The 21,539-nt window shown below is 58.2% G+C and carries 23 protein-coding genes; 11 read left to right on the top strand and 12 right to left on the bottom strand.

Translation table 11 applies throughout. The features are described 5' to 3' along the window. Window positions 1-106 precede the first annotated feature (106 nt). The 3 genes from AFK67_RS11605 (at window position 107) to AFK67_RS11595 (ending at window position 1,694) form a co-directional block, all read left to right on the top strand. Entirely contained in the window at window positions 107-382 is a 276-nt protein-coding gene (locus AFK67_RS11605; RefSeq protein ID WP_032966647.1) for a YcgL domain-containing protein, read from the top strand. Between the two features lie 117 nt (window positions 383-499). Next, window positions 500-1,159: a fumarylacetoacetate hydrolase family protein gene (locus AFK67_RS11600; protein WP_038883397.1), complete on the top strand. Its 660-nt coding sequence runs from the start codon at window positions 500-502 to the stop codon at window positions 1,157-1,159. An 88-nt stretch (window positions 1,160-1,247) separates the two neighbouring features. Next, window positions 1,248-1,694, top strand: a complete 447-nt coding sequence (locus AFK67_RS11595) for a cysteine cluster protein YcgN (RefSeq protein WP_007714218.1) — start codon at window positions 1,248-1,250, stop codon at window positions 1,692-1,694. A 191-nt stretch (window positions 1,695-1,885) separates the two neighbouring features. On the opposite strand, the gene yncL is transcribed toward AFK67_RS11595, so the two are convergent. The 5 genes from yncL to nhaB form a co-directional block, all read right to left on the bottom strand. Further along, a complete protein-coding gene (gene yncL / locus AFK67_RS21985) occupies window positions 1,886-1,978 on the bottom strand; it encodes a stress response membrane protein YncL (RefSeq protein ID WP_071601081.1) in 93 nt (30 codons plus the stop codon). Window positions 1,979-2,144: 166 nt separating this feature from the next. Beyond that, window positions 2,145-2,420, bottom strand: coding sequence for a hypothetical protein (locus AFK67_RS11590; RefSeq protein ID WP_231692153.1), 276 nt, complete (start codon window positions 2,418-2,420; stop codon window positions 2,145-2,147). 176 nt (window positions 2,421-2,596) lie between these two features. Continuing rightward, window positions 2,597-2,686, bottom strand: a complete 90-nt coding sequence (locus tag AFK67_RS23650) for a hypothetical protein (RefSeq protein ID WP_085958814.1) — start codon at window positions 2,684-2,686, stop codon at window positions 2,597-2,599. A 139-nt stretch (window positions 2,687-2,825) separates the two neighbouring features. Continuing rightward, entirely contained in the window at window positions 2,826-3,359 is a 534-nt protein-coding gene (gene dsbB / locus AFK67_RS11585) for a disulfide bond formation protein DsbB (RefSeq protein WP_007714223.1), read from the bottom strand. Between the two features lie 136 nt (window positions 3,360-3,495). After that, complete coding sequence (gene nhaB / locus AFK67_RS11580; RefSeq protein WP_007714229.1) at window positions 3,496-5,058, bottom strand: sodium/proton antiporter NhaB; 1,563 nt, start codon at window positions 5,056-5,058, stop codon at window positions 3,496-3,498. Between the two features lie 211 nt (window positions 5,059-5,269). Here nhaB and fadR point away from each other — a divergent pair, with 211 nt between their 5' ends. Continuing rightward, window positions 5,270-5,989: a fatty acid metabolism transcriptional regulator FadR gene (gene fadR, locus AFK67_RS11575; RefSeq protein WP_007714240.1), complete on the top strand. Its 720-nt coding sequence runs from the start codon at window positions 5,270-5,272 to the stop codon at window positions 5,987-5,989. A 61-nt stretch (window positions 5,990-6,050) separates the two neighbouring features. Here fadR and AFK67_RS11570 read toward each other — a convergent pair whose 3' ends face one another. Next, window positions 6,051-7,586, bottom strand: coding sequence for a SpoVR family protein (locus tag AFK67_RS11570; protein WP_144421362.1), 1,536 nt, complete (start codon window positions 7,584-7,586; stop codon window positions 6,051-6,053). A gap of 323 nt (window positions 7,587-7,909) precedes the next feature. Here AFK67_RS11570 and AFK67_RS11565 point away from each other — a divergent pair, with 323 nt between their 5' ends. Together AFK67_RS11565 and dadX are read left to right on the top strand one after the other, a co-directional pair. Then, window positions 7,910-9,208: a D-amino acid dehydrogenase gene (locus AFK67_RS11565; RefSeq protein WP_038883401.1), complete on the top strand. Its 1,299-nt coding sequence runs from the start codon at window positions 7,910-7,912 to the stop codon at window positions 9,206-9,208. A gap of 12 nt (window positions 9,209-9,220) precedes the next feature. Next, the gene (gene dadX, locus AFK67_RS11560; protein ID WP_007714247.1) at window positions 9,221-10,291 is read left to right on the top strand and encodes a catabolic alanine racemase DadX; all 1,071 of its coding nucleotides are present in this window, start codon (window positions 9,221-9,223) and stop codon (window positions 10,289-10,291) included. Between the two features lie 75 nt (window positions 10,292-10,366). Here dadX and AFK67_RS11555 read toward each other — a convergent pair whose 3' ends face one another. Together AFK67_RS11555 and AFK67_RS11550 are read right to left on the bottom strand one after the other, a co-directional pair. Then, window positions 10,367-12,097, bottom strand: coding sequence for a potassium/proton antiporter (locus AFK67_RS11555; protein WP_007714249.1), 1,731 nt, complete (start codon window positions 12,095-12,097; stop codon window positions 10,367-10,369). Between the two features lie 165 nt (window positions 12,098-12,262). Beyond that, complete coding sequence (locus AFK67_RS11550; protein WP_007714251.1) at window positions 12,263-13,168, bottom strand: LysR family transcriptional regulator; 906 nt, start codon at window positions 13,166-13,168, stop codon at window positions 12,263-12,265. Window positions 13,169-13,368: 200 nt separating this feature from the next. On the opposite strand from AFK67_RS11550, the gene AFK67_RS11545 reads away from it, so the two are divergent. Together AFK67_RS11545 and AFK67_RS11540 are read left to right on the top strand one after the other, a co-directional pair. Continuing rightward, entirely contained in the window at window positions 13,369-14,418 is a 1,050-nt protein-coding gene (locus tag AFK67_RS11545) for an aldo/keto reductase (RefSeq protein ID WP_007714254.1), read from the top strand. A 67-nt stretch (window positions 14,419-14,485) separates the two neighbouring features. Beyond that, window positions 14,486-14,779, top strand: coding sequence for a DUF1330 domain-containing protein (locus tag AFK67_RS11540; RefSeq protein ID WP_007714257.1), 294 nt, complete (start codon window positions 14,486-14,488; stop codon window positions 14,777-14,779). An 89-nt stretch (window positions 14,780-14,868) separates the two neighbouring features. Here the strand turns inward: AFK67_RS11540 and AFK67_RS11535 are convergent, their stop codons facing one another. Beyond that, window positions 14,869-15,438 carry a DUF4142 domain-containing protein gene (locus AFK67_RS11535; protein WP_007714260.1) on the bottom strand — a complete coding sequence of 190 codons (570 nt, stop codon included), beginning with the start codon at window positions 15,436-15,438 and terminating at the stop codon, window positions 14,869-14,871. Window positions 15,439-15,777: 339 nt separating this feature from the next. Here AFK67_RS11535 and AFK67_RS11530 point away from each other — a divergent pair, with 339 nt between their 5' ends. Then, window positions 15,778-16,314: a hypothetical protein gene (locus AFK67_RS11530; RefSeq protein WP_007714263.1), complete on the top strand. Its 537-nt coding sequence runs from the start codon at window positions 15,778-15,780 to the stop codon at window positions 16,312-16,314. A 55-nt stretch (window positions 16,315-16,369) separates the two neighbouring features. Here AFK67_RS11530 and ldcA read toward each other — a convergent pair whose 3' ends face one another. Next, a complete protein-coding gene (ldcA, locus tag AFK67_RS11525) occupies window positions 16,370-17,314 on the bottom strand; it encodes a muramoyltetrapeptide carboxypeptidase (RefSeq protein WP_007714266.1) in 945 nt (314 codons plus the stop codon). A gap of 129 nt (window positions 17,315-17,443) precedes the next feature. Between ldcA and emtA the strand changes: the two genes are divergently transcribed. Beyond that, window positions 17,444-18,055: a membrane-bound lytic murein transglycosylase EmtA gene (gene emtA, locus AFK67_RS11520; RefSeq protein ID WP_032966650.1), complete on the top strand. Its 612-nt coding sequence runs from the start codon at window positions 17,444-17,446 to the stop codon at window positions 18,053-18,055. On the opposite strand, the gene ycgR is transcribed toward emtA, so the two are convergent. Further along, the gene (ycgR, locus tag AFK67_RS11515; RefSeq protein ID WP_007714272.1) at window positions 18,056-18,787 is read right to left on the bottom strand and encodes a flagellar brake protein YcgR; all 732 of its coding nucleotides are present in this window, start codon (window positions 18,785-18,787) and stop codon (window positions 18,056-18,058) included. It lies immediately after the preceding gene. 217 nt (window positions 18,788-19,004) lie between these two features. On the opposite strand from ycgR, the gene AFK67_RS11510 reads away from it, so the two are divergent. Continuing rightward, window positions 19,005-19,259: a GlsB/YeaQ/YmgE family stress response membrane protein gene (locus AFK67_RS11510; protein WP_007714274.1), complete on the top strand. Its 255-nt coding sequence runs from the start codon at window positions 19,005-19,007 to the stop codon at window positions 19,257-19,259. 65 nt (window positions 19,260-19,324) lie between these two features. On the opposite strand, the gene AFK67_RS11505 is transcribed toward AFK67_RS11510, so the two are convergent. Continuing rightward, complete coding sequence (locus AFK67_RS11505) at window positions 19,325-21,502, bottom strand: TonB-dependent siderophore receptor (protein ID WP_007714278.1); 2,178 nt, start codon at window positions 21,500-21,502, stop codon at window positions 19,325-19,327. Between the last annotated feature and the right edge of the window lie 37 nt (window positions 21,503-21,539).

Here is a 21,539-nt window from a genome sequence, read left to right as displayed (position 1 = left end):
GTTTAAATCCCCACCGCAGTGGGATGATATTCCGAAGCACATCAGGCATGTTATAGTCAGCCTTATATTCAGGCAAGTAACCATCTGGCTAATTTAGAGTAAAAACATGTTTTGTGTGATCTATCGAAGCGCGCGCCGCGAACAAACTTATCTTTATGTTGAAAAAAAAGACGATTTTTCGCGTGTGCCGGAAGAATTGCTGGCGGGATTTGGTCAGCCAATTATGACCATGATGCTACCGTTGGACGGTCGTAAACAATTAGCCAACGCCAGTCTTGAAAAAGTGAAACAGGCGCTCAAAGAGCAGGGCTATTATTTACAAATGCCGCCGCCGCCGGAAAATTTGTTAAAACAGCACCTCGAATCGCTCGGAAAAAAATAGTCTGACGCGCCGTTTTCTGCGGCGCGTTTTTTTGCGCGCGGCAACGGTTTGACTTTTCGCGCGGCCGGGGCGAATAGTTAGGTACTCTCTTACCATCATAAAAAGCCGAGGAAAGCTATGTACCAACATCATCACTGGCAAGGCGAACTGCTCGATTACCCGGTCAGTAAAGTCGTCTGCGTGGGCAGCAACTATGCGAAGCATATTCAGGAGATGGGCAGCGCGACTCCGCAGGAGCCGGTGCTGTTTATCAAACCGGAGACGGCGTTGTGCGATCTGCGCCAGCCGCTGGCGCTGCCGCAAGGGCTCGGCTCGGTGCATCATGAGGTGGAACTGGCGGTGCTGATTGGCGCAACGCTGCGCCAGGCGAGCGAAGAGCACGTCGCGCAGGCCATCGCAGGCTACGGCGTCGCGCTCGATCTCACGCTTCGCGATGTGCAGAGCAACCTGAAAAAAGCCGGGCAGCCGTGGGAAAAAGCGAAAGCGTTCGATAACGCCTGTCCGATCTCCGGTTTTATCCCGGCAGCAGAGTTTTCCGGCGACCCGCAAAATACGCCGCTCAGCCTGCATATTAACGGCGAAGTGCGCCAGAGCGGCAACACCGCAGATATGATCCATAAAATAGTGCCGCTTATCGCGTACATGAGCCGCTTTTTCACGCTGCGCGCGGGCGATGTCATCCTGACCGGCACACCGGAGGGCGTCGGCCCGCTTAACAGCGGCGACGCGCTGGAAATCCGCGTTGGCGACCACACGCTTAACACCCGCGTTCTGTAAAGATGCCGCCCGTGGGGCGGCAAGACTTGCATCCGAGGGCCAGAGTGTTTATAAGGTGCAGCTTAATTTTTGATGTGCGGACACTGTTATGACCGAAACGCCTTTCTGGCAGCGTAAAACCCTGGATGAGATGAGTGACGCCGAGTGGGAATCCCTCTGCGACGGGTGCGGTCAGTGCTGCCTGCATAAGCTGATGGACGAAGACACCGATGAAATCTACTTCACCAACGTCGCCTGCCGTCAGCTGAACATCAAAACCTGCCAGTGCCGTAACTATGAGCGTCGCTTCGAGTATGAGCCGGACTGCATCAAGCTGACGCGCGATAATCTGCCGACCTTTGAATGGCTGCCGCCGACCTGTGCGTATCGTCTGCTGGCCGAAGGCAAAGACCTGCCGCTGTGGCATCCACTGCGCGTCGGCTCCAAAGCTGCCATGCATGCCGAACGTATTTCGGTGCGCCATATTGCCGTGAAAGAATCCGTCGTTCGCGACTGGCAAGACCACATTATAAATAAACCGGATTGGGCAGAATAATCTTAAGCCTGCCATTATGTCGGCGTTAACAGATATAAGCCGCGTTAAATAAATCGCCAATAAAAAAGCCGCTCTTCAATAGCGGCTTTTTTTATCCGAAACGAACGCGCTGCGTATTTTTTCGCCGCAAGGGCGGAGGGTACACCGCGCTGAAAAGGGTTTGAAAGAGGTTGCGAGACGCGGCGCGCCTGTCAGAGCCAGCCAAACCTGACGGATAAGGAAAGGAGTAGACCAGCAAAGGCGAACAGGTTAAGTAAAACCGCAGTTCTGCTTGAAATCTCCATACAATACTCCGGGCTTGTTTGTGACACAGGGGGAGTATAGCCCGTGTTTATTGCGCTGCATCTGGCTTTTGAAAAAATCAGATTATTCGCTCATTCATTGCTCAGATATTTCTTAAGAATATCTGAATAATTGCAGTTTGATTTAGTGAGCGTAAATAAACAGTAATTACGCATCGGGGAATTGGTCAAGAAACTGGCGGAGCGTATTTTGCTCATCGTCATTGAGGGATAAAAAACGCGCAATTTGTTCCTGAAGATGGTCGCACGGCTGCGCGATAATCGTCATCCAGGCTTCATCGCCAGGCTGGCGAATAAGCGATACGCCGCGCAATGTGCCGGAAGGCGCAAGGATGGCTTTAATACTCACGTCGGTACGAAGGATCAGTGGGTTCATAGGGCGGAAAAAGGGCTTAGCAAAATCATCTGACCACACAAATAACACATCTCCTGTCTTGATACAATTCACCTTTTTATAGTGATTGAACCAATAGCCAGTCTCTATTGTAGTAATGGTTAAACCTTTGTTTTCACAGTAAAGATACGTAAAGTTAAATCTGTGTATTAATACATCAGTTTGTAATGGAAGTATAAAAAAAGGCCGCCTGAGCGACCTTCTGATTACTTCTGGTTAGGACTCGGTCTTTTATCGCCCGATTCCGGTGCTTCATTCGGATCGTCTTTTTCGACGTTGAGTGGGTAATTACGCATACGTCCTCCTGTCGTTAATCAGTCACTGTTTAAGTATAGGCAGGGCGCGGCGAAACAAGCCAGGCGGTAGCGGCAATCCGTAAGCAGAAACAAAAACGCCCACCGGGCGGTGGGCGTGGTGTGCTGCTGATATAAAGACTCAGTAGCGGCCGAAGAGATCGCGTTTTTTCGGTTTAAACGCCTGGGCCAGTAGCACCAGCAGCGCAACCAGCAGGTAGGCGGCGAAAATGCCGACCAGCCATTGCGGCATCTCCAGCGTCAGGAAGGACCACTGACGCTCGGAGCAGTCGCCGCTGGCGACAAACACCTGCGGCAGCCACTTGTCGAGCGGCAGCCAGCCCGGAAAACGGGCCGCGAAATCGCAGGTCACGAACGGCGACGGGTGCAGCTGAATCATCGTGTGCTCCCAGGAGAGCATCAGGCCCTTCCAGGCGCTATAGATCCAGATACCCATCGCCACAAAGCGTAACGGGGTTTTCGGTGCAATGGCTCCCACCAGCCCTGCGCCCATCACGCCAAACAGCGCGCAACGTTCATAAATACACAATACGCAGGGTTTCAGCATCATGACATGCTGGAACCACAGCGCCACCATTTCCAGCGCGAAAGCGGTGAGCGCCAGCAACAGCCATGCGCCGCGCCCACGTGAACACTGGTTTAAATATCGCAACATAATGATTATCTCTGCAATCTGCGTTGAACCGGCAGTGTAAACGAATTCCTTTTGGACGCCACTAGCGACATCAAAAATAACGCATTAATCCGGCGCCGGTGAATAAAAAAACGGGCCGTGAAGGGCCCGATAAACCTTAATGCAGCAGCGCCGTCACGGCAGGCACACTGACCCAGCCGCTTTCCAGCAGCCATTGGGTAAACGGCACCAGCGTGTACTGTACGCAGGCGAGACCCACCAGCGTCAGCACTATCGTATACGGCAGCGCCATCCAGACCATGCGGCCATAAGAGAGACGGATAAGCGGCGCGAGCGCAGAGGTCAGCAGGAACAGAAACGCCGCCTGGCCGTTTGGCGTGGCGACCGAAGGCAGGTTAGTGCCGGTATTAATGGCCACCGCCAGCATCTCAAATTGCTTAGCGTCGATAACGCCCTGTTGCAGCGCGCTTTTCGCTTCATTGATATAGACCGTGCCGACAAACACGTTATCGGAAATCGACGACAGCAGACCGTTGAAGAGATAGAACAGCGACAACTGGTTATGCGGCGAGGCTTCCAGCACGTAGGCGATAATCGGCGCGAACAGATGCTGGTCGATAATCACCGCCACAACCGCAAAAAAGACCGTCAGCAGGGCGGTGAAGGGCAGCGCTTCGGTAAAGGCTTTGCCGATAGCGTGCTCGTCGGTCACGCCGCACAGCGCGCTCGCGAGAATAATCACGGAAAGGCCAATCAGGCCCACTTCCGCCAGGTGCAGCGCCAGCGCGGTAATCAGCCAGACGCCGATCAGCGCCTGAATCACCAGCTTAACGGTGTCCTGACGGGTGCGTTTCTGGCGGCTCTTATCGTCATACTCGCGCAGGATCTGACGCACCGGCTCCGGCAGCGGTTCGCCATACCCGAAGGATTTGGTTTTTTCGACCAGAATGCAGGTGATGATGCCGCAGATAAACACCGGCACGCTCACCGGCGCCACGCGCAGCAGGAAGTCGCCGAAGCCCCAGTCCGCTGCGTGCGCGATAATCAGGTTTTGCGGTTCGCCAACCATCGTCATCACGCCGCCAAGCGCGGTGCCGACGCCCGCATGCATCATCAGGCTGCGCAGAAACGCGCGAAAACGCTCAAGCGTGGCGCGACGTTCGTCGTCGAGCTGCGCGTCATCCACCAGCTCTTGCCCCTCTTCATGGTTCGAGGCGACGCGATGGTAAATGCCGTAAAAACCGACCGCCACACTTATCACCACCGCGACCACGGTCAGCGCGTCGAGGAAGGCCGAGAGAAACGCCGCCGCAAAGCAGAAGGCCAGCGAGAGCAGCGTTTTGGAGCGAATGCCCAGCAGCAGGCGGGTGAAAATCAGCAGCAGCAACTGCTTCATAAAGTAAATGCCTGCGACCATGAAGATCAACAGCAGCACCACGGCGAGGTTATTCGCCACTTCTTCGCGTACATGTTCGGCGCTGGTCATGCCGATAAACAGCGCTTCCACCGCCAGCAGGCCGCCCGGCAGCAGGGGGTAACATTTGAGCGCCATCGCCAACGTGAAGATAAACTCAGTCACCAGCAGCCAGCCCGCCGCGAAGGGGCTTACCCAGAACACGAGAGGATTCAGAATCAAAAAGCCAAGTAAACAAAGCTTGTACCAGTCCGGAGATTGTCCTAAAAAGTTACGATACAACGCCCGGCCATATGAAATTTCCATGCCATGATCCTTTACGGTTATTTTTCGTTAACATGTCAGGGTACCCGGCAGCGGGGCGGCAATCAAGCCGCAGGCGCGTGTGGCGGGGCGGCGGGGAAGGCCAGAAACCGAACCCCGATCCCTTTTTTTACTTTTCGTCATGCTATCTGCGCTCCGGCGCGTCTGGTATGATGAGTGAATTTTGCATCTTAGGTGTATTGGAAAGCTCATTATGGTGATTAAGGCGCAGAGCCCGGCGGGTTTCGCGGAAGAGTACATTATTGAAAGCATCTGGAATAACCGCTTCCCGGCGGGATCCATTCTGCCTGCTGAACGCGAACTCTCTGAACTGATTGGCGTGACGCGCACCACCCTGCGTGAAGTGTTGCAGCGCCTGGCGCGCGATGGCTGGCTGACTATCCAGCACGGCAAGCCGACCAAAGTAAACAACTTCTGGGAAACCTCGGGCCTCAATATCCTCGAAACCCTGGCGCGTCTCGACCACGAAAGCGTGCCGCAGCTTATCGACAACCTGCTCTCCGTGCGTACCAACATCGCGACGATTTTTATTCGCACCGCGCTGCGTATGCACCCGGAGCGCGCGCGTGAAGTGCTCGCCACGGCGGATGAAGTGGAAGATCATGCGGACGCGTTCGCCGATCTCGACTACAACATTTTCCGCGGTCTGGCGTTCGCCTCCGGCAACCCGATTTACGGGCTTATCCTCAACGGCATGAAAGGGCTCTACACCCGCATCGGCCGCCACTATTTCTCCAACCCGGAAGCGCGCAGCCTGGCGCTGGGCTTTTACCATAAGCTTGGCACGCTCTCCCGCGAAGGGCAGTACGATCAGGTCTACGACATCGTGCGCACCTACGGGCGTGAGAGTGGCGAGATCTGGCACCGAATGCAGAAAAATCTGCCGGGCGATCTGGCGATGCACACCCGCTAAGCGCGACAGACAGAAAAAAGGCTTCCTTCGGGAAGCCTTTTTCGTTTTAACCGCAAGCCGCTTACAGCGTATTGATACGCGGCGGGCAGCGCTCCAGCAGCTCAATGCTGCCGTCTTCGTTCTGCTGCTCCAGCAGCACGTCAAACCCCCACAGCCGATGCACATGCTTGAGCACCTCGCGGCGGCCTTTATCAAGCGGCGCGCGGTTTTGCGGGATGTAACGCAGCGTCAGCGCGCGGTCGCCGCGCAGGTTAACGTTCCACACCTGGATATTCGGCTCAAGATTACTGAGGTTGTACTGGGCCGATAGCTCGTTGCGAATCGCCCGGTAGCCTTCTTCGTTATGAATGGCCGCAATCTCCAGGTAATTGTTGCGATCGTCATCCAGCACCGTGAAGAGACGGAAATCGCGCATCACTTTTGGCGACAGGAACTGACTGATAAAGCTCTCGTCTTTGAAATCGCGCATCGCGAAATGCAGCGTCTCCAGCCAGTCAGATCCCGCGATATCCGGGAACCAGTAGCGGTCTTCCTCGGTCGGGTTCTGGCAGATGCGTTTAATGTCCTGGAACATGGCGAAGCCCAGCGCATACGGGTTAATGCCGCTGTACCACTGGCTGTTATAGGGCGGCTGGAACACCACGTTGGTGTGGCTGTGCAGAAACTCCAGCATAAAGCGCTCGGTCACTTTCCCTTCATCATAGAGATGATTAAGGATGGTGTAGTGCCAGAACGTCGCCCAGCCTTCGTTCATTACCTGGGTCTGCTTCTGCGGGTAGAAATACTGGCTCACCTTACGCACGATGCGCAGGATCTCTCGCTGCCACGGCTCCAGCAGCGGGGCGTTCTTCTCCATGAAATAGAGCAGGTTCTCCTGCGGCTCCTCCGGGAAGCGATGGTGCGCCTCGACGGTTTTTTCCTCCTCGCGTCGCGGCAGCGTGCGCCACAGCATATTCACCTGGCTTTGCAGATACTCCTCGCGGCTTTTCTGACGCGCTTTCTCCTCCTGCAACGAGATCTTCTGCGGGCGTTTATAACGGTCGACGCCGTAATTCATCAGCGCGTGGCAGGAGTCCAGCAGCTTCTCGACCTCATCGACACCGTAACGCTCTTCGCACTGGGTGATGTAATGGCGGGCGAAAATCAGGTAATCGACAATCGAGCTGGCGTCGGTCCAACTGCGAAACAGATAGTTATTCTTAAAAAATGAGTTGTGGCCGTAACAGGCGTGCGCCATCACCAGCGCCTGCATGGTGATAGTGTTCTCTTCCATCAGATACGCGATGCACGGGTTGGAGTTAATCACAATCTCGTAGGCGAGCCCTTGCTGGCCGTGCTTATAGAGCCGCTCGGTCTCGATGAATTTTTTGCCGAACGACCAGTGCGGGTAGTTAATCGGCATCCCGACGCTTGAGTAGGCGTCCATCATCTGCTCGGAAGTGATTATCTCAATCTGATGCGGGTAAGTGTCCAGCCGGTAGAGTTTCGCCACGCGGTCGATCTCGGCGAGATAAACGTCCAGTAATTCAAACGTCCAGTCCGGCCCGTCGCTCAGACGTTGGGTATCCTTTTTCTGGGAATCAGTTACGGTAGCCATCAGCGCGCCCTCATTGTTAGCGGCTCTCATCCGGGGAGAGCCTTAATTTCAAGCATAGATCACCCCCGCCTTATCAGCGCCACGGCAAAAATTTTTTCTGCGCGATTTCCTGAGCCCGACTGTCGGTAAATGCCGGGTGTCGCAGAATTTTATTTTGCCGGGCAGGGAAGGGAAGCAGGAGATCCTGAAAGCGTCATCCCCGCTGTGGCGGGGAAAGTTGTGAGTCGGCTCACCATAAAAAAGCCATATGTTGAATAATATTTTCTTCTGGGTTATCAATTTGTAATCAGTTAATTATTCTTTAGCCTGAGAAGGAAGAGGACATGCATGTAGTCGTGCTGGGGAGTGGGGTAGTCGGGGTCGCCAGCGCCTGGTATTTACGCCAGGCGGGGCACGAAGTAACGGTTATCGATCGCGAGCCGGGCCCGGCGCTGGAAACCAGCGCCGCCAACGCGGGGCAAATCTCGCCCGGCTACGCGGCGCCCTGGGCCGCGCCCGGCGTGCCGCTGAAGGCCATTAAATGGATGTTCCAGCGCCACGCGCCGCTGGCGATAAGCCTGGACGGGACGCACTTCCAGCTGAAATGGATGTGGCAGATGCTGCGCAACTGCGACACCCGCCACTACATGCAGAACAAAGGGCGCATGGTGCGCCTTGCGGAATACAGCCGCGACTGCTTAAAAGCGCTGCGCGAATCCACCGGCATTCAGTACGAAGGCCGTCAGGGCGGCACGCTGCAACTCTTTCGTACCGAGCAGCAGTATGAAAACGCCTCGCGCGATATCGCGGTGCTGGAGAGCGAAGGCGTGCCGTTCCGTCTGCTGAAAGCCGCCGAGCTGGCGCAGGTCGAACCGGCGCTGGCCGAGGTCGCGCATAAGCTCACCGGCGGGCTGCAACTGCCGAATGACGAAACCGGCGACTGCCAGCTCTTTACCACGCGCCTTGCGCAGATGGCCGAAGAGGCAGGCGTCGTGTTTCGCTACAACACGCCGGTGGATCGTCTGCTCTCGGAAGGCCAGCGCATTTACGGCGTGAAGTGCGGCGATGAAGTGATCAAAGCGGACGGCTACGTGATGGCGTTCGGCTCTTACTCTACCGCCATGCTCAAAGGCATCGTCGATATCCCGGTCTACCCGCTGAAAGGCTACTCGCTTACCATCCCGATTGCCGACGACACCGGTGCGCCGGTCTCCACCGTGCTCGATGAAACCTACAAAATCGCCATTACGCGCTTTGATAACCGCATCCGCGTCGGCGGCATGGCGGAGATCGTCGGCTTTAACACCGAGCTGCTGAAACCGCGTCAGGAGACGCTGGAAATGGTCGTGCGTGACCTCTACCCGCGCGGCGGCCATATTGAACAGGCGAAATTCTGGACCGGCCTGCGCCCGATGACGCCGGACGGCACGCCGGTCGTGGGGCGCACCGGCTTTAAAAACCTGTGGCTTAACACCGGCCACGGCACGCTCGGCTGGACGATGGCCTGCGGCTCCGGCCAGCTGTTGAGCGATATTATCTCCGGTCGCACGCCCGCCATTCCGTTTGAGGATCTCTCGGTGGCCCGCTACGCGCCCGGCTTTACGCCGTCCTCTTCGCACCGCCTGCACGGCGCGCATCCCTGAGAAGGAACCCGCATGTCTCGTCCGATACAGGCGAGCCTGGATTTGCAGGCTCTGCGTCATAATCTGGAAGTGGTGCGCCGGGCCGCGCCCCGTTCGCGCGTCTGGTCTGTGGTCAAAGCGAATGCTTATGGCCACGGGCTTGACCGCGTCTGGTCGGCGCTTGGCGCGACCGACGGCTTCGCGATGCTTAATCTCGAAGAGGCCATTCTGCTGCGCGAGCGCGGCTGGAAGGGCCCCATCCTGATGCTGGAAGGCTTTTTTCACGCCGACGAACTGGCGTTGCTGGATAAATATCGCCTCACCACCAGCGTGCACAGCAACTGGCAGTTAAAGGCGCTCGCCGGCGCGAAGCTTAACGCGCCGCTCGATGTCTATCTTAAAATCAACAGCGGCATGAACCGCCTGGGCTTCGCGCCGGAGCGGGTGCACAGCATTTATCAGCAGCTGAAGGCGATTGCGAACGTCGGGCAGATAACCCTGATGGCGCACTTTGCCGACGCCGACCGCCCGGACGGCATTGACGAGGCGATGGTGCGCATCAACCAGGCGGCGGAAGGCATTGACGCGCCGCGATCGCTCTCCAACTCCGCCGCGGCGCTCTGGCATTCGCAGGCGCATTTCGACTGGGTACGCCCCGGCATCGTGCTCTATGGCGCGTCGCCGAGCGGCCAGTGGCGCGACATCGCCACCAGCGGATTGCAACCGGTGATGACGCTGAAAAGCGAGATTATCGGCGTGCAGACGCTGAAGGCGGGGGATACGGTCGGCTACGGCAGCCGCTATCGCGCCGCGCGCGAACAGCGCATCGGGATTGTCGCGGGCGGTTACGCCGACGGCTACCCGCGCCACGCGCCGGACGGTACGCCGGTGCTGGTGGATGGCGTGCGGACCGGTACGGTCGGCACGGTGTCGATGGATATGCTGGCAGTGGATCTCACGCCGTGTCCGCAGGCGGGCATCGGCAGTCCGGTGGAGCTGTGGGGGAATGAGATTAAAATCGACGACGTCGCCGCGGCGAGCGGCACGGTCGGGTATGAGCTGATGTGCGCGCTGGCACCGCGCGTGCCGGTCACCACACGCTAAACGCGCCACGTCAGGTCAATAAAAAGGGAAACCCGCGGGTTTCCCTTTTTACGTAAGCCTTATGGCGCGACGCGCTTACTCGTCGTCGTCTTCCGCCACTTTCAGGCCGATGCGGCGGATCTGGTTGTTCTCTTTCTCCGCCACCGTCCACGTCATCCCGGCGAAATCCACCTGGTCGCCCACCACGGGGGCCGCGCCAATCAGCGTCTGTATCACTTCGCCGATGGTGCGCTCTTTATCCACCGCCGACCGATCGTCAAGCCCGTAGATAAACGCCACGTCGGCGAATTTCGCCTCCGCTTCGAGGATAAAATCGCCGAAGAAACGCTGGTCGAGCGCCACCGGCGGCGACTGGCTGAAAAGCTTGCCAAGCGCTGGCAGGTCGCGCTCGCGGCCAATCACGCACAGCACGTCGCCTTCGCGCAGGCGCGTGCTGCCGGTCGGGTGCATCAGCTGGTTTTCACGAAACAGCGCCGCGATGCGCGTCTCTTTCGGCATATGCAGGTCGCGCAGCGCCGCGCCGACGCACCATTTATCGGCGCTCAGCTGATAAACAAACTGCTCCCACGGGTTTTCCGGGTGAATATCAAGCCCCACGCGCGACTGCGGGCGTCCCACCTCCGGCACCACCACTTTGGCCTTTTTCGCGGCCCAGCCAAGCGTCGTGCCCTGAAAGAGCAGCGACACCAACACTACGAAAAACGCCACGTCGAAAAACAGATTCGCGCGATCCAGCCCGGCCATCATCGGGAACACCGCAAGGATAATCGGCACCGCGCCGCGAAGCCCCACCCAGCTGATAAACACGCGCTCGCGCAGCGTAAACCCGCGAAATGGCAGCAGCCCGGTAAAGATGGAGAGCGGGCGGGCGATAAAAATCATCCACAGCGACAGCAGCAGCGCAGGCACCGCGATCGGCAGCAGGTGCGACGGCGTCACCAGCAGGCCCAGCACCAGGAACATGCCGATTTGCGCAAGCCAGGCAAGGCCGTCGAAGGTTTGCTGAATGCCGTAGCGGTTGCGAATCGGCTTATTGCCGAGCACAAAGCCGCAGAGATAAACCGCCAGAATGCCGCTGCCGTCGAGCGCCGTCGTGACCGAGAAGACCATGATCCCGCCGCTCAGCGCCAGCAGCGGATAGAGCCCGGTCGGCAGCGGAATGCGGTTGATCATCTTCAGCAACAGCCAGCCGCCGCCGAGGCCGATGATAATCCCGAGCCCGAACTGCTGAACGATATGCACCAGGAACATCCAGCTCAGGGCCGTCTGATGTTCCTGGATCATGGCAATCAGCGTGATGGTGAGAAACACCGCCATTGGATCGTTACTGCCGGATTCAATCTCAAGCGTGGAGCTGACGCGCTCGTTAAGCCCTTTGCCGCCGAGCAGCGAGAAGACCGCCGCGGCGTCGGTCGAGCCGACAATCGCGCCAATCAGCAGCCCTTCCATCATATTCAGGTTAAACAGCCACGCGGCGGCCATGCCGGTCAGCCCCGAGGTGATGAGCACCCCGACGGTCGCGAGCGACAGCGCGGGCCCCAGCGCGACCTTAAACGAGCTCGCCTGGGTGCGCATCCCGCCATCAAGCAGAATGACGGCCAGCGCCAGGTTACTGATGAGGTACGCTAAGGGGTAGTTGTCGAACGGAATGCCGCCTACGCCATCGACGCCCGCGAGCATGCCGATAGCCAGGAAAATCACCAGAATGGGGATACCAAGACGCGACGAAAATGAACTTAACAGGATACTGCAGGTGACCAGTACCGAACCCAGAATAAACAAACTAATTATCGTCCCGGCGTCCAACGTGCGCGCTCTCCTCTGCTGATGGGTTTTTTAAAAACTTAACATATTAATTATGAATCAATCGGTTTAATTAGCATGGTGAATATACTTTTCCTGCGCTTTCAGCGGGGTAACGGCGACATCAGGGCGGTACGCCGCCTTACGCTCCCGATCTTTCGGAAGGCGTCAGTCGAAATACGGCTGTAACACCTCTTCAATCCAGGCCATAAAGGCCCGGACGCGTGGCGACAAATTTCGCCGGTGTGCGATGACGAAAGACGCATCCAGCGGCGCGGGGCGAAAATCGGCAAGCACTTCAACCAGCGCGCCGCGCGCCATCCAGGGCGCGAGGGTAGAATATCCGCCCTGAATTAAGCCTAACCCCGCGATCCCCGCATTATGGTACGCCTGGACGCTGTTTACCCTGACCGCGCCCGGCAGCATTAGCGACTGATAGCCGTCTTCTGTCGGATACTCCCATCCGTCCGGTCTGGCGCTAAAGCTTGACATGTAGTGCACCATCCGGTGCCCCTGGCGGATAAGATCGTCAATCGTCTGCGGCACGCCAACGCGCGCCAGATAGTCCGGGCTTGCGGCATTGATCATACGTAATTTGCCCAGCGGGCGCGCCACCAGCGTTTCGTCAACGATGGGCCCCAGGCGCACGACGCAGTCAAATCCTTCCTGGATAAGGTCCACCCGGCGGTCGGTGCAGGATAGCTCCAGCTCAAGTTCGGGATGGGCGTCGAGCAGGCGCGGCAGGGCAGGGATCACCACGTTCTCGGCGAGCACTGCGGGCATATCGACCCGTAAGCGCCCGCGCAGGGAGGTCGTGCTATGAGAGAACATCGAGGTCAGTTCCTCGGCATCTGATAGCAGATCGCGCGCACGGGCATAAAACGCGCGCCCTTCTTCGGTGAGCTGTACGGTTCGCGTCGTGCGGGTCAGAAGCGTTGCGCCAATTGCCTGTTCGAGCTCGCGCACCACCACCGAGGCGCGGCCTTTCTGGATCCCGAGGCTCTCAGCCGCCTGTGTAAAGCTCTTCATTTCTGCCACGCGCGCAAAGATAAGCAGCGGCTCAAGGTTTTTCATTGTTCATCTCAAAAGTAACAGTGCGTTCATTTTACGGTTATTTATACCCATATTAATACTTAATAGACTGCCTTCACACCGCGTAACCCGCATACTTTCAGGAAGGCAGACAACATGACGCATCTCCTCAGCACCCTTCACCCCACCCGGACGCCCGTCGTGCCGGGCCGCGCGGCGCTCATGCCAGAAGGGGGCGTTCTGTGAAATATAAACAGCTTGGCCGGACAGGCATGTTCGTCTCTGAACTGTGCCTCGGCACGATGACGCTCGGCGGCGGCGCCCAGGCGGGCATGTGGTCCTCCATCGGCGCGGTCGCGCAGGAAGAGGCTAATCAGCTGATCGCGAAGGCGCTCGCAGGCGGCGTCAACTTTATCGATACCGCCGATATTTACGCGTTCGGCCAGTCGGAGCGGATGACGGGCAACGCGCTCCGGGAGACTGGCGTGGCGCGCAGCGACATCGTTCTCGCGACCAAAACGGGCGGCGTGATGGGCAAAGGGCCGAACGACCGGGGCGCGTCGCGCGGGCACATTATGGACTCCGTGCAGCGCAGCCTGGAGCGGTTGCAGGTCGACTATATCGACCTGTACCAGATCCACGCGAGCGACAGCGTCACGCCGGTCGAGGAGACGCTGCGCGCGCTCGACGACCTGACCCGCCAGGGCCTGGTGCGCTATGTGGGCGTCTCTAACTGGGCGGCGGGCAGGCTCGGTAAGGCGCTGGGCCTCAGCGAAGCGCTGCATGCGACGCGCGTTGAGACGCTACAGGCCTATTACTCCATCGCCAGCCGCGACATTGAGCGTGAACTGGTGCCGCTGGTCAGCGAGGAACACCTGGGGCTGCTCGTCTGGTCGCCGCTGGCGGGCGGATTGCTGTCCGGTAAATTCGGGCCGGATGCCTCTGAGGCGAGCCGCGATGCGCGCCGTACCCACTTTGATTTTCCGCCCGTTGACCGCGACCACGCCTGGCACTGCGTGGCGGCCATGCGTGCGATTGCCGAAGCCCGCTCGGTATCGGTCAGCCAGATTGCCATCGCCTGGCTGCTGGCTCGTCCGGCGGTCACCAGCGTTATTATCGGCGCAAAACGGCTCGATCAGCTTACCGAGAATCTGGGCGCGGTTGACATCACGCTCACCGCCGACGAGCTGGCGCGCCTCGATGCGATAAGCGCGCTGCCCCCGCATTACCCGGCATGGATGATTGAACGCCAGGAGGCCATGCGCTATCCGGCGCCGGCCGGCGCGCAGTAACAGACGCAACAACGCAGTTCAGGCGCGCCTGCGCTAAACCTATCAATGACACAGGAAGGAAAAGAGAATGAACAAAGGTTATCTGGTCGCTCACGTGACTATCACCGACCCGGCTGCCTACGCGCACTATGCCGACGCCGCCGCCAAAGCCATGCAGGAATTTAACCCGACCGTCGTTGCCTGGTCGGGGCAGTATGAGAACCTGGAAGGCGAGACGCATGAGAAACATGTGATTTTTGAATTCGCGTCGTTTGACGACGCCCGGCGCTTTTACCATAGCCCGGCGTATCAGGCCGCGAGAACGATGCGCTCCGGCGCGGCGAGCGGCACCTTTGTCTTGATCGAAGGGGCGAGTGCCTGATCCGCTGACCTTGTGTTGCCCGACGCGACGACGTCGGGCAACGCGGTTAATTAAAAGGCGGATGTGAGGATGATTGTGTTAAGCGCGCCTTACTTCTTCATCTCTTCGGCGGCTTTCAGATGCTGCTCCACGACCGGCGTGTGCGCATCGGCCAGCGCTTTGACATCCGGATCTTTGATTTTCGTAGCGTCACTCTGGAGTTTTGAGAGCACCATTTTGTGATCTTTGGTGCCGGCGTTTTCCATATACGCTTTGTCAAAGGCATCGCCGCTCTGCTTTTCAAGCTTCTCAGCCATCGCTTTATGTTTGGCGTCCGGCTCGGTCGGCAGCGTCACGCCTTTTTTCTCAGCAACCTCTTTGACTTTATTCAAAGCATCGCTGTGATCGTCGACCATTTTCTGCGCGTAGGCTTTAACATCGCTGCTCTGGGCTTTTTCCAGCGCGATTTTGGCAGCGGCGACTTCGTTGATATTGGCCTGCGCCATGTCCTTCATTGCTTTTTCATCGCCAGCGCTGAGCTTTGCCCCCGATTCAGTCTGTGCTGCGGCGCCATTCTGCGTGGCGGTCGTCGGCGTCTGGGCTTGCACGCCAGCGGTACTGAACATCGCGGCGACTGCCGATACGGCGAGCAGCCCTTTCAGGGTGTTACGCTTTTGCATGTTGTTCTCCTGCGGGTCATGGGTAAGGTTGAGGTCAGGTCATTTCCCGCATGTAGCCTCACGGGAAACAAAAACCGTAAAGGTCAGTATAGTGCATCGTCGGTTTATGCCAGCAGGTTGCGCTATGAAGGCTGCAAAGGCGTGGATGAAAATAACGCAAGCGAGGCGGCAGGATGGAGAAGTGACCTGCCAGGAGTAACGCGTTGGGCCGGCGCCGGTCTTTGCGCGCCGCCTGAAGGCGGGGGCGCAGACAGGCGGATTATGGTAGTACCGCCTCTTTGCCAGACGTATTATTTTTAACGCGTGAATTCGGTGATTTATTTTTCAAGGATTAAAAGAATGCCACTGCCGGAAAGGATGAGACCGACCAAAGTCAGCAGGAAAAAAATTGATGAACTGGCAAAGCATGCGCAAGGCATTCTTTCCAAAATAGAGGAAGGTGCCGATCAGGATGACCCAGGGCTTGTGACCCTGATGGCCGAATGGAACCGGCAGGTTGTGCAGCCCTGTTCTTTTTCTGATTTCAGAGACTTTTCCTCCTGGACCAGCGCCATCAATTTCACCCGCATGGCCTTTAATCAGGAGAAGTTCTACCCGGACTTTACGTGGCCCGAACTCATTCAGATCATTACCTTTATCTGCGACTGCGAGGGGAATGCATCAGAACAAGACTTCGCGATTTCCTTGCTGGAGAGTAATTTTGTCGGCAACCCGTCGGATCTGATTTTTTGGCCCGACAGCTGGTTCGAAGATGCGGAAATGGCCAATGTTGAGCTCAGCGCGGAAGAGATTGCCGGGTACCTGATGGCTCGCTCCGGCAGGCCGCTCACGGATGCGCCGGACATCGCGTTGCGATACCCGCTCCCGGATAAATAACCCCTTCAGGCCCACTGGCCCCTGAGCCGCCGCATGACTCAGGGGCGCATTCACGTCACAGACGCTGCGTAAACCGCGCGGCGGCTTTCGAAGAGAGCACCGGATGACCGCTCAGGCGCAGCTGCGCGCGTTCGCCGTCATGGCGTAGCTCGCCGCGCGCGCCCAGCGGCAGCGTGACGGTTTCCTGTTCATGGCCGAACGCAAGGCCGGTCAGCACTGGAATGGCAAGGCGCTCGCGCAGAAGGGCGGCGACGCTCGCCAGCGAATACCCGTCGTCGTAGTCATTGCTTGCCGCCGCGGTGAAGCTGCCCAGAATCAGCGCCTTCTGCCGCGCCAGGATACCGGCAGCGTGCAGTTGCAGCAGCATACGTTCCACGCGGAACGGGTGCTCGTTGATGTCTTCTACTACCAGAATTCCGCCGTCAATCTGCGGCATCCACGGCGTGCCGGTAATGGATGCCAGCATCGCCAGATTGCCGCCCCAGACGGTACCCTCCGCCGTGCAGGGCGCGCCGTCGCTGTACCACGCTATCGTATACTCGGGCTCGGTGAGCGCCTGCCAGAAGTGACGCCAGGTAAACGCGTTCATCTCGGGCGCGCCGAAATTCCCGGCCAGCATCGGGCCGCTGAAGGTGAGAGTGTTGCCGCGCGCCAGCAGGAGCATCTGCAACGCCGTGAAATCGCTGTGGCCGCAAATCAGCAGCGGGTTTTCTTTCTGGCGGGCAATCAGCGGCGCCGGATCAAAGTTTTCCAGCAGGCGGGTCATGCCGTAGCCACCGCGCACCGGCATCACGATAACGTCATTTTCAGACAACGCGCTTAAGGCCTGTAAATCGCCCAGACGCTCGTCGTCGCTCCCGGCGAAACGCTGCATCCGGCGGGTAATAACCTGCTGATTCGCAACCGGTAATCCGGCGTCTTCGAGACGGCTGACGCCGCGCCAGGCGGCCTCCTGATTGATGCAATAACCGGACGGGGCGATGAGATGAAGATGAGCCATAACAAATCCTTGCTGACATACCAGGCGAAACCGCTATCATGCCGCTAACCTTAGCGGTTGTCACCCGCACGCCCGCGCTGCGTCCGGGGTCGATGCCTCGTTTTGCACTGATATCGAAAGGAAAGTTGCGTGAAATTGAGATGGTTAATGTGGTTAGTGGTGTTTCTCGCCGGGTGTTCTTCCACGCCGGATTATAAAAATCCGCCCTGGAACCCCGAGGTGCCGGTAAAACGCGCCATGCAGTGGATGCCGATCACCGAAAAAGCGGGCGAGGCCTGGGGTGTCAGCCCGCGCCTGGTGACCGCGATTATCGCCGTGGAATCGGGCGGCAACCCGACGCTTGTAAGCAAATCCAACGCCATCGGGCTGATGCAGATTAAAGCCTCCACCGCCGGGCGAGAAGTCTACCGCTATATGGGCTGGAGCGGCCAGCCGTCGTCCAGCGAGCTGAAAAACCCGGAGCGTAATATTTCGCTCGGCACCGCGTATCTGAGCATTATGGAGCACGGCGTGCTGAAGGGGATTGAAGAGCCGCAAACCATGCAGTATGCGCTGGTGGTCTCTTATGTGAATGGCGCGGGCGCGCTGCTGCGCACGTTCTCGTCGGATCGCAAAACGGCTATCGAGAAGATTAACGACCTGAGCCCGGATGAGTTTGTCGACCATGTCGCGAAACATCATCCAGCGCCGCAGGCCCCGCGTTATATCTGGAAGGTTCAACAGGCGATGAACGCCATGTGATCAGCGCACCCGGCTGGCTTTTTCCCGGGCGATACGCTCCAGCGCGAAGATAATGCGCTGGAGCTCGCGCTCCGTGCCTGGGTTGAGGTTTAAGAAGCGAAAACTCAGGCGCGGCGTGGCGATGGTCTCGTTTTTACTGTCCACCACTTTACGCTCGCTTATCGTCAGCAACTGCGCATCAAAGCGAAATTTTCCCCACTCCAGCAGGTCAATCTCCAGCGGCGAGAACTGCATGCCTGCCTCCAGACCTTCCGGCATCGCGCCTTCCAGCAGCGTCCCCATGCCGCCAAGCGACAGATCCTGCAGACGCCCGCGAAACAGCGTGCCGTCCGGCATCCGCGCGAGGCAGTAGAACAGCGGCTGAACTGGCGCGCTGATGCGAAAATGTTCGCGGCGTTGCACAAACCAGACGGCCTCCGGCAGCGGGGCAACAAAGGCGGGCAGATTCTGATACTCACCGGCGTTCAGCGCAGGCAGATTAAACTCCACCTTCGCGCCCTGGGCTTCGGCGCTAAACTGGATATTTTTGGCTTTTTGCACAGCCTCGTTTTCGCTGGTCTGGCTGCCGAAATCCAGCACCAGCTGGTCCGGCGACGCCTCAAGAATACGGCTGATAAATTGCCAGCCGCCCCACGACAGGCGGATCGGTGCCTGGCTTTTTTGCAAATCGCGCAAAATCCCCAGTACGGCCAACGGGTTTTGCTTCAGAAACTGCTCACTGTAATTGCTCACGTCGCGTGATTCCTTAAAAGACTGACAGAGAGATGTGGACGGTTATCGGCCCACGTGCCTGAAACTTAAGATTTATCCTAAAATTTTTTTATTTCAGTATGAGGATAATCCGAGCTTACCGGAAGAATCTTTATTTATTACCTATACTTGAACCACTTCGGTTTACCGCGCCTTGCGGCAAGCCATTAAGAGACACTTAACCAAGAGGGTGGAGACTATGGGTATTTTAGCCTGGATTGTATTTGGACTTATCGCGGGCATTATCGCCAAGCTGATTATGCCGGGCCGTGACGGCGGCGGCTTTATTCTGACCTGCGTACTGGGGATTGTGGGCGCCGTGGTCGGCGGCTGGCTGGCGACCTTCTTCGGTATCGGCGGCAGCGTGACCGGTTTTAACCTGCCAAGCTTCCTTGTGGCGGTCGTCGGCGCGATTGTGGTGTTGCTGGTCTTCCGCCTGCTGCGCAGGGATTAACCAATCGGCCCGTCAGGGCCACAGACGTGTATATAAGAACGGCCCCGCGGGGCCGTTTTTTTACGTCAGAAATCGTAGCCAATCGTCGCGGTCACGCTGCGCTCCGCGCCCCAGTAGCAGTAACCGGTGCCGTAGCAGCCCGCCACGTAGTCGCGTCCGGTCAGGTTAGTCGCGTTCACCTGAACAAACGCGCCTTTCAGCGCACTGTTCCACGCCCCCAGATCGGCTTTAACCATTGCGTCCACCAGCGTGACGGAAGGCACGCGGCGCGTGTTTTCGTTATCCGCCCACTGTTTGCCGATGTAGCGCACGCCCGCGCCCGCGCTTAAGCCGTAATCGAACTGATAATGGCCCCACAGGTTCGCCATCTGATCCGGCGTCACGTATGGCGTGTTCTTGTTGTTGCCGTCAATGGCGTCTTCAAAGCGCACATGGTTCCAGGTGTAGTTGGCGATAGCGGAGAAACGCGACGTCAGCTGCGTGTGCGCTTCCAGCTCCACGCCCTGCGAATGCACTTTGCCTGCCGGTTCGAAATAGCTGCCGACCACGACGCGGTTGCCAACATCTTTCTGCATCAGATCGTAAACCGCGATGCTGTAGAGATCGGACGTGCCCGGCGGCTGGTATTTCAGGCCGCCTTCATACTGCTCGCTGGTGGTGGGCTTGAGAAGCTTGCCGCGGGCGTCGGTCAGCACCTGCGGCGTTACCGCCGTGCTGTAGCTCAGGTACGGCGACAGGCCATTATCAAACGCGTACAGCAGCGAGGCGCGACCGCTGAAATGATCATCCTTGCGGTGATCGGTGGTATCGGTGCCCGCCGACGGCGTGATCACGCGGTTTTTGGTTTCCAGGTGGTCGAAACGCCCGGAAAGATCCATATGCCAGCGGTTCCAGACCATCTCATCCTGCAGATAAACGCCGGTTTGCTCATAGACGCGCTTCATGTCCTTGCGTTGCAGGCCCTGCAGACGGGTGGCGAAGGTCGGGTCGAGCGGATCGTAATACCAGAAGCCGCCCGCGCCGCCGGAGACGCCGGTCCACGGGTTGAGATTGGTGGTGTAGCCCGCGTCGTCGGAAAGATTGTTGGTGAATTTATGGTATTCGCCGCCCAGCACCACGGTATGCGCGAGGTCGCCGGTGTTAAAGCGCGCCTCTAACTGATTGTCCATAGCCCAGGCGTTCAGTGAAGAGTGTTCGCCGCTGTAGTAGCGGGTCAGCTCGTTCTTCTGCGCATCGGCCCAGCCAATCTGGTAAGCCTGCTTGAGATCCAGATTCGAGTAGGTGTAGCTGCCGTTCGAGCGGAACGACCAGGTGTCGTTGAAATCGTGCGAAAACGCGTAGCTGTAGAGCTGCTGGTAGCGTTTGAATTCGTCGTTGCCCGGCTCGACGTCCGAGAAGCCCGTGTCGAGCTTGCCGTGCGAGGTAGCGTCGAGGCTGCCGCTTGCCGGTACTGAGCCGTGATAGCCGCCGGACGGATCTTTTTCCAGATACGCGCGCAACAGCAGCGAGGTGGATTCGTCCGGCTGCCACAGCAGCTGCGGAGAGATCGCGTAGCGTTCGTCACGCGTTTTTTCATACTGCGTGTCGGTGTATTTCGTCAGGCCGGTGATGCGGTATGCCCACTCGTCGTTAATGGCGTCGGTGTAGTCAAAGGCGGTATTGCGGGTATTGTGATTGCCGACCGAGGCGCGCAGATGGCCTTGCGGGCTAAACAGCGGGCGCTTTGAGCTTTCCATCACCACGCCGCCGGGAATGGTCTGGCCGTAGAGCGCGGAAGAGGGGCCTTTAATCACATCGATACGCTCAAGGAACCACGGGTCGACCTGTAAAACGTTATAGCTGCCGCCGTCGCTCATCAGACGCAGACCGTCTAAAAACGTGTTATTGACGTCGCCGCCGTGGAAGCCGCGCAATGAAACGGTGTCATAACGGGTGGCCCCGCCGGAGAACCCGGTAAACGCGCCTGCGGTGTAATTTAGCGCGCTATTAACCGACAGCGCCCCCTGATCCTCAATCTGCTGACGCGTCACCACGGATACCGACTGCGCGGTGGTGATCAGCGGCTTGTCGGTCTTGGTTGCGCCGGTGCTGCGTTTCACCGTATAGCCTTCGGTCGGGGAGGCGGCGGTTTCCGCCGGTGCGGCGCTTACGGTGATGGTGTCTTCAGCAAGCGTCGCGTGCGGCGCAGCCAGCGCCAGCGCGCACAGCGCCGCAGAGCGTTTCAGGGTTAAAGCCATTTTCATTGTTATCTTCTCGGGGTTGCCAGTGTTCTCTGTGTCG

Source organism: Cronobacter dublinensis subsp. dublinensis LMG 23823 (genome assembly GCF_001277235.1).
Taxonomy (GTDB): domain Bacteria; phylum Pseudomonadota; class Gammaproteobacteria; order Enterobacterales; family Enterobacteriaceae; genus Cronobacter; species Cronobacter dublinensis.
This window is presented reverse-complemented; position numbering and strand designations above follow the sequence as displayed.

Bases quoted from the DNA above. Each gene is read 5' to 3' on its own strand.
- AFK67_RS11605 (WP_032966647.1), top strand. From the start codon at position 107: ATGTTTTGTGTGATCTATCGAAGCGCGCGCCGCGAACAAACTTATCTT.
- AFK67_RS11600 (WP_038883397.1), top strand. From the start codon at position 500: ATGTACCAACATCATCACTGGCAAGGCGAACTGCTCGATTACCCGGTC.
- AFK67_RS11595 (WP_007714218.1), top strand. From the start codon at position 1,248: ATGACCGAAACGCCTTTCTGGCAGCGTAAAACCCTGGATGAGATGAGT.
- yncL (WP_071601081.1), bottom strand. From the start codon at position 1,978: ATGGAGATTTCAAGCAGAACTGCGGTTTTACTTAACCTGTTCGCCTTT.
- AFK67_RS23650 (WP_085958814.1), bottom strand. From the start codon at position 2,686: ATGCGTAATTACCCACTCAACGTCGAAAAAGACGATCCGAATGAAGCA.
- dsbB (WP_007714223.1), bottom strand. From the start codon at position 3,359: ATGTTGCGATATTTAAACCAGTGTTCACGTGGGCGCGGCGCATGGCTG.
- nhaB (WP_007714229.1), bottom strand. From the start codon at position 5,058: ATGGAAATTTCATATGGCCGGGCGTTGTATCGTAACTTTTTAGGACAA.
- fadR (WP_007714240.1), top strand. From the start codon at position 5,270: ATGGTGATTAAGGCGCAGAGCCCGGCGGGTTTCGCGGAAGAGTACATT.
- AFK67_RS11570 (WP_144421362.1), bottom strand. From the start codon at position 7,586: ATGGCTACCGTAACTGATTCCCAGAAAAAGGATACCCAACGTCTGAGC.
- AFK67_RS11565 (WP_038883401.1), top strand. From the start codon at position 7,910: ATGCATGTAGTCGTGCTGGGGAGTGGGGTAGTCGGGGTCGCCAGCGCC.
- dadX (WP_007714247.1), top strand. From the start codon at position 9,221: ATGTCTCGTCCGATACAGGCGAGCCTGGATTTGCAGGCTCTGCGTCAT.
- AFK67_RS11550 (WP_007714251.1), bottom strand. From the start codon at position 13,168: ATGAAAAACCTTGAGCCGCTGCTTATCTTTGCGCGCGTGGCAGAAATG.
- AFK67_RS11540 (WP_007714257.1), top strand. From the start codon at position 14,486: ATGAACAAAGGTTATCTGGTCGCTCACGTGACTATCACCGACCCGGCT.
- AFK67_RS11535 (WP_007714260.1), bottom strand. From the start codon at position 15,438: ATGCAAAAGCGTAACACCCTGAAAGGGCTGCTCGCCGTATCGGCAGTC.
- AFK67_RS11530 (WP_007714263.1), top strand. From the start codon at position 15,778: ATGCCACTGCCGGAAAGGATGAGACCGACCAAAGTCAGCAGGAAAAAA.
- ldcA (WP_007714266.1), bottom strand. From the start codon at position 17,314: ATGGCTCATCTTCATCTCATCGCCCCGTCCGGTTATTGCATCAATCAG.
- AFK67_RS11510 (WP_007714274.1), top strand. From the start codon at position 19,005: ATGGGTATTTTAGCCTGGATTGTATTTGGACTTATCGCGGGCATTATC.
- AFK67_RS11505 (WP_007714278.1), bottom strand. From the start codon at position 21,502: ATGAAAATGGCTTTAACCCTGAAACGCTCTGCGGCGCTGTGCGCGCTG.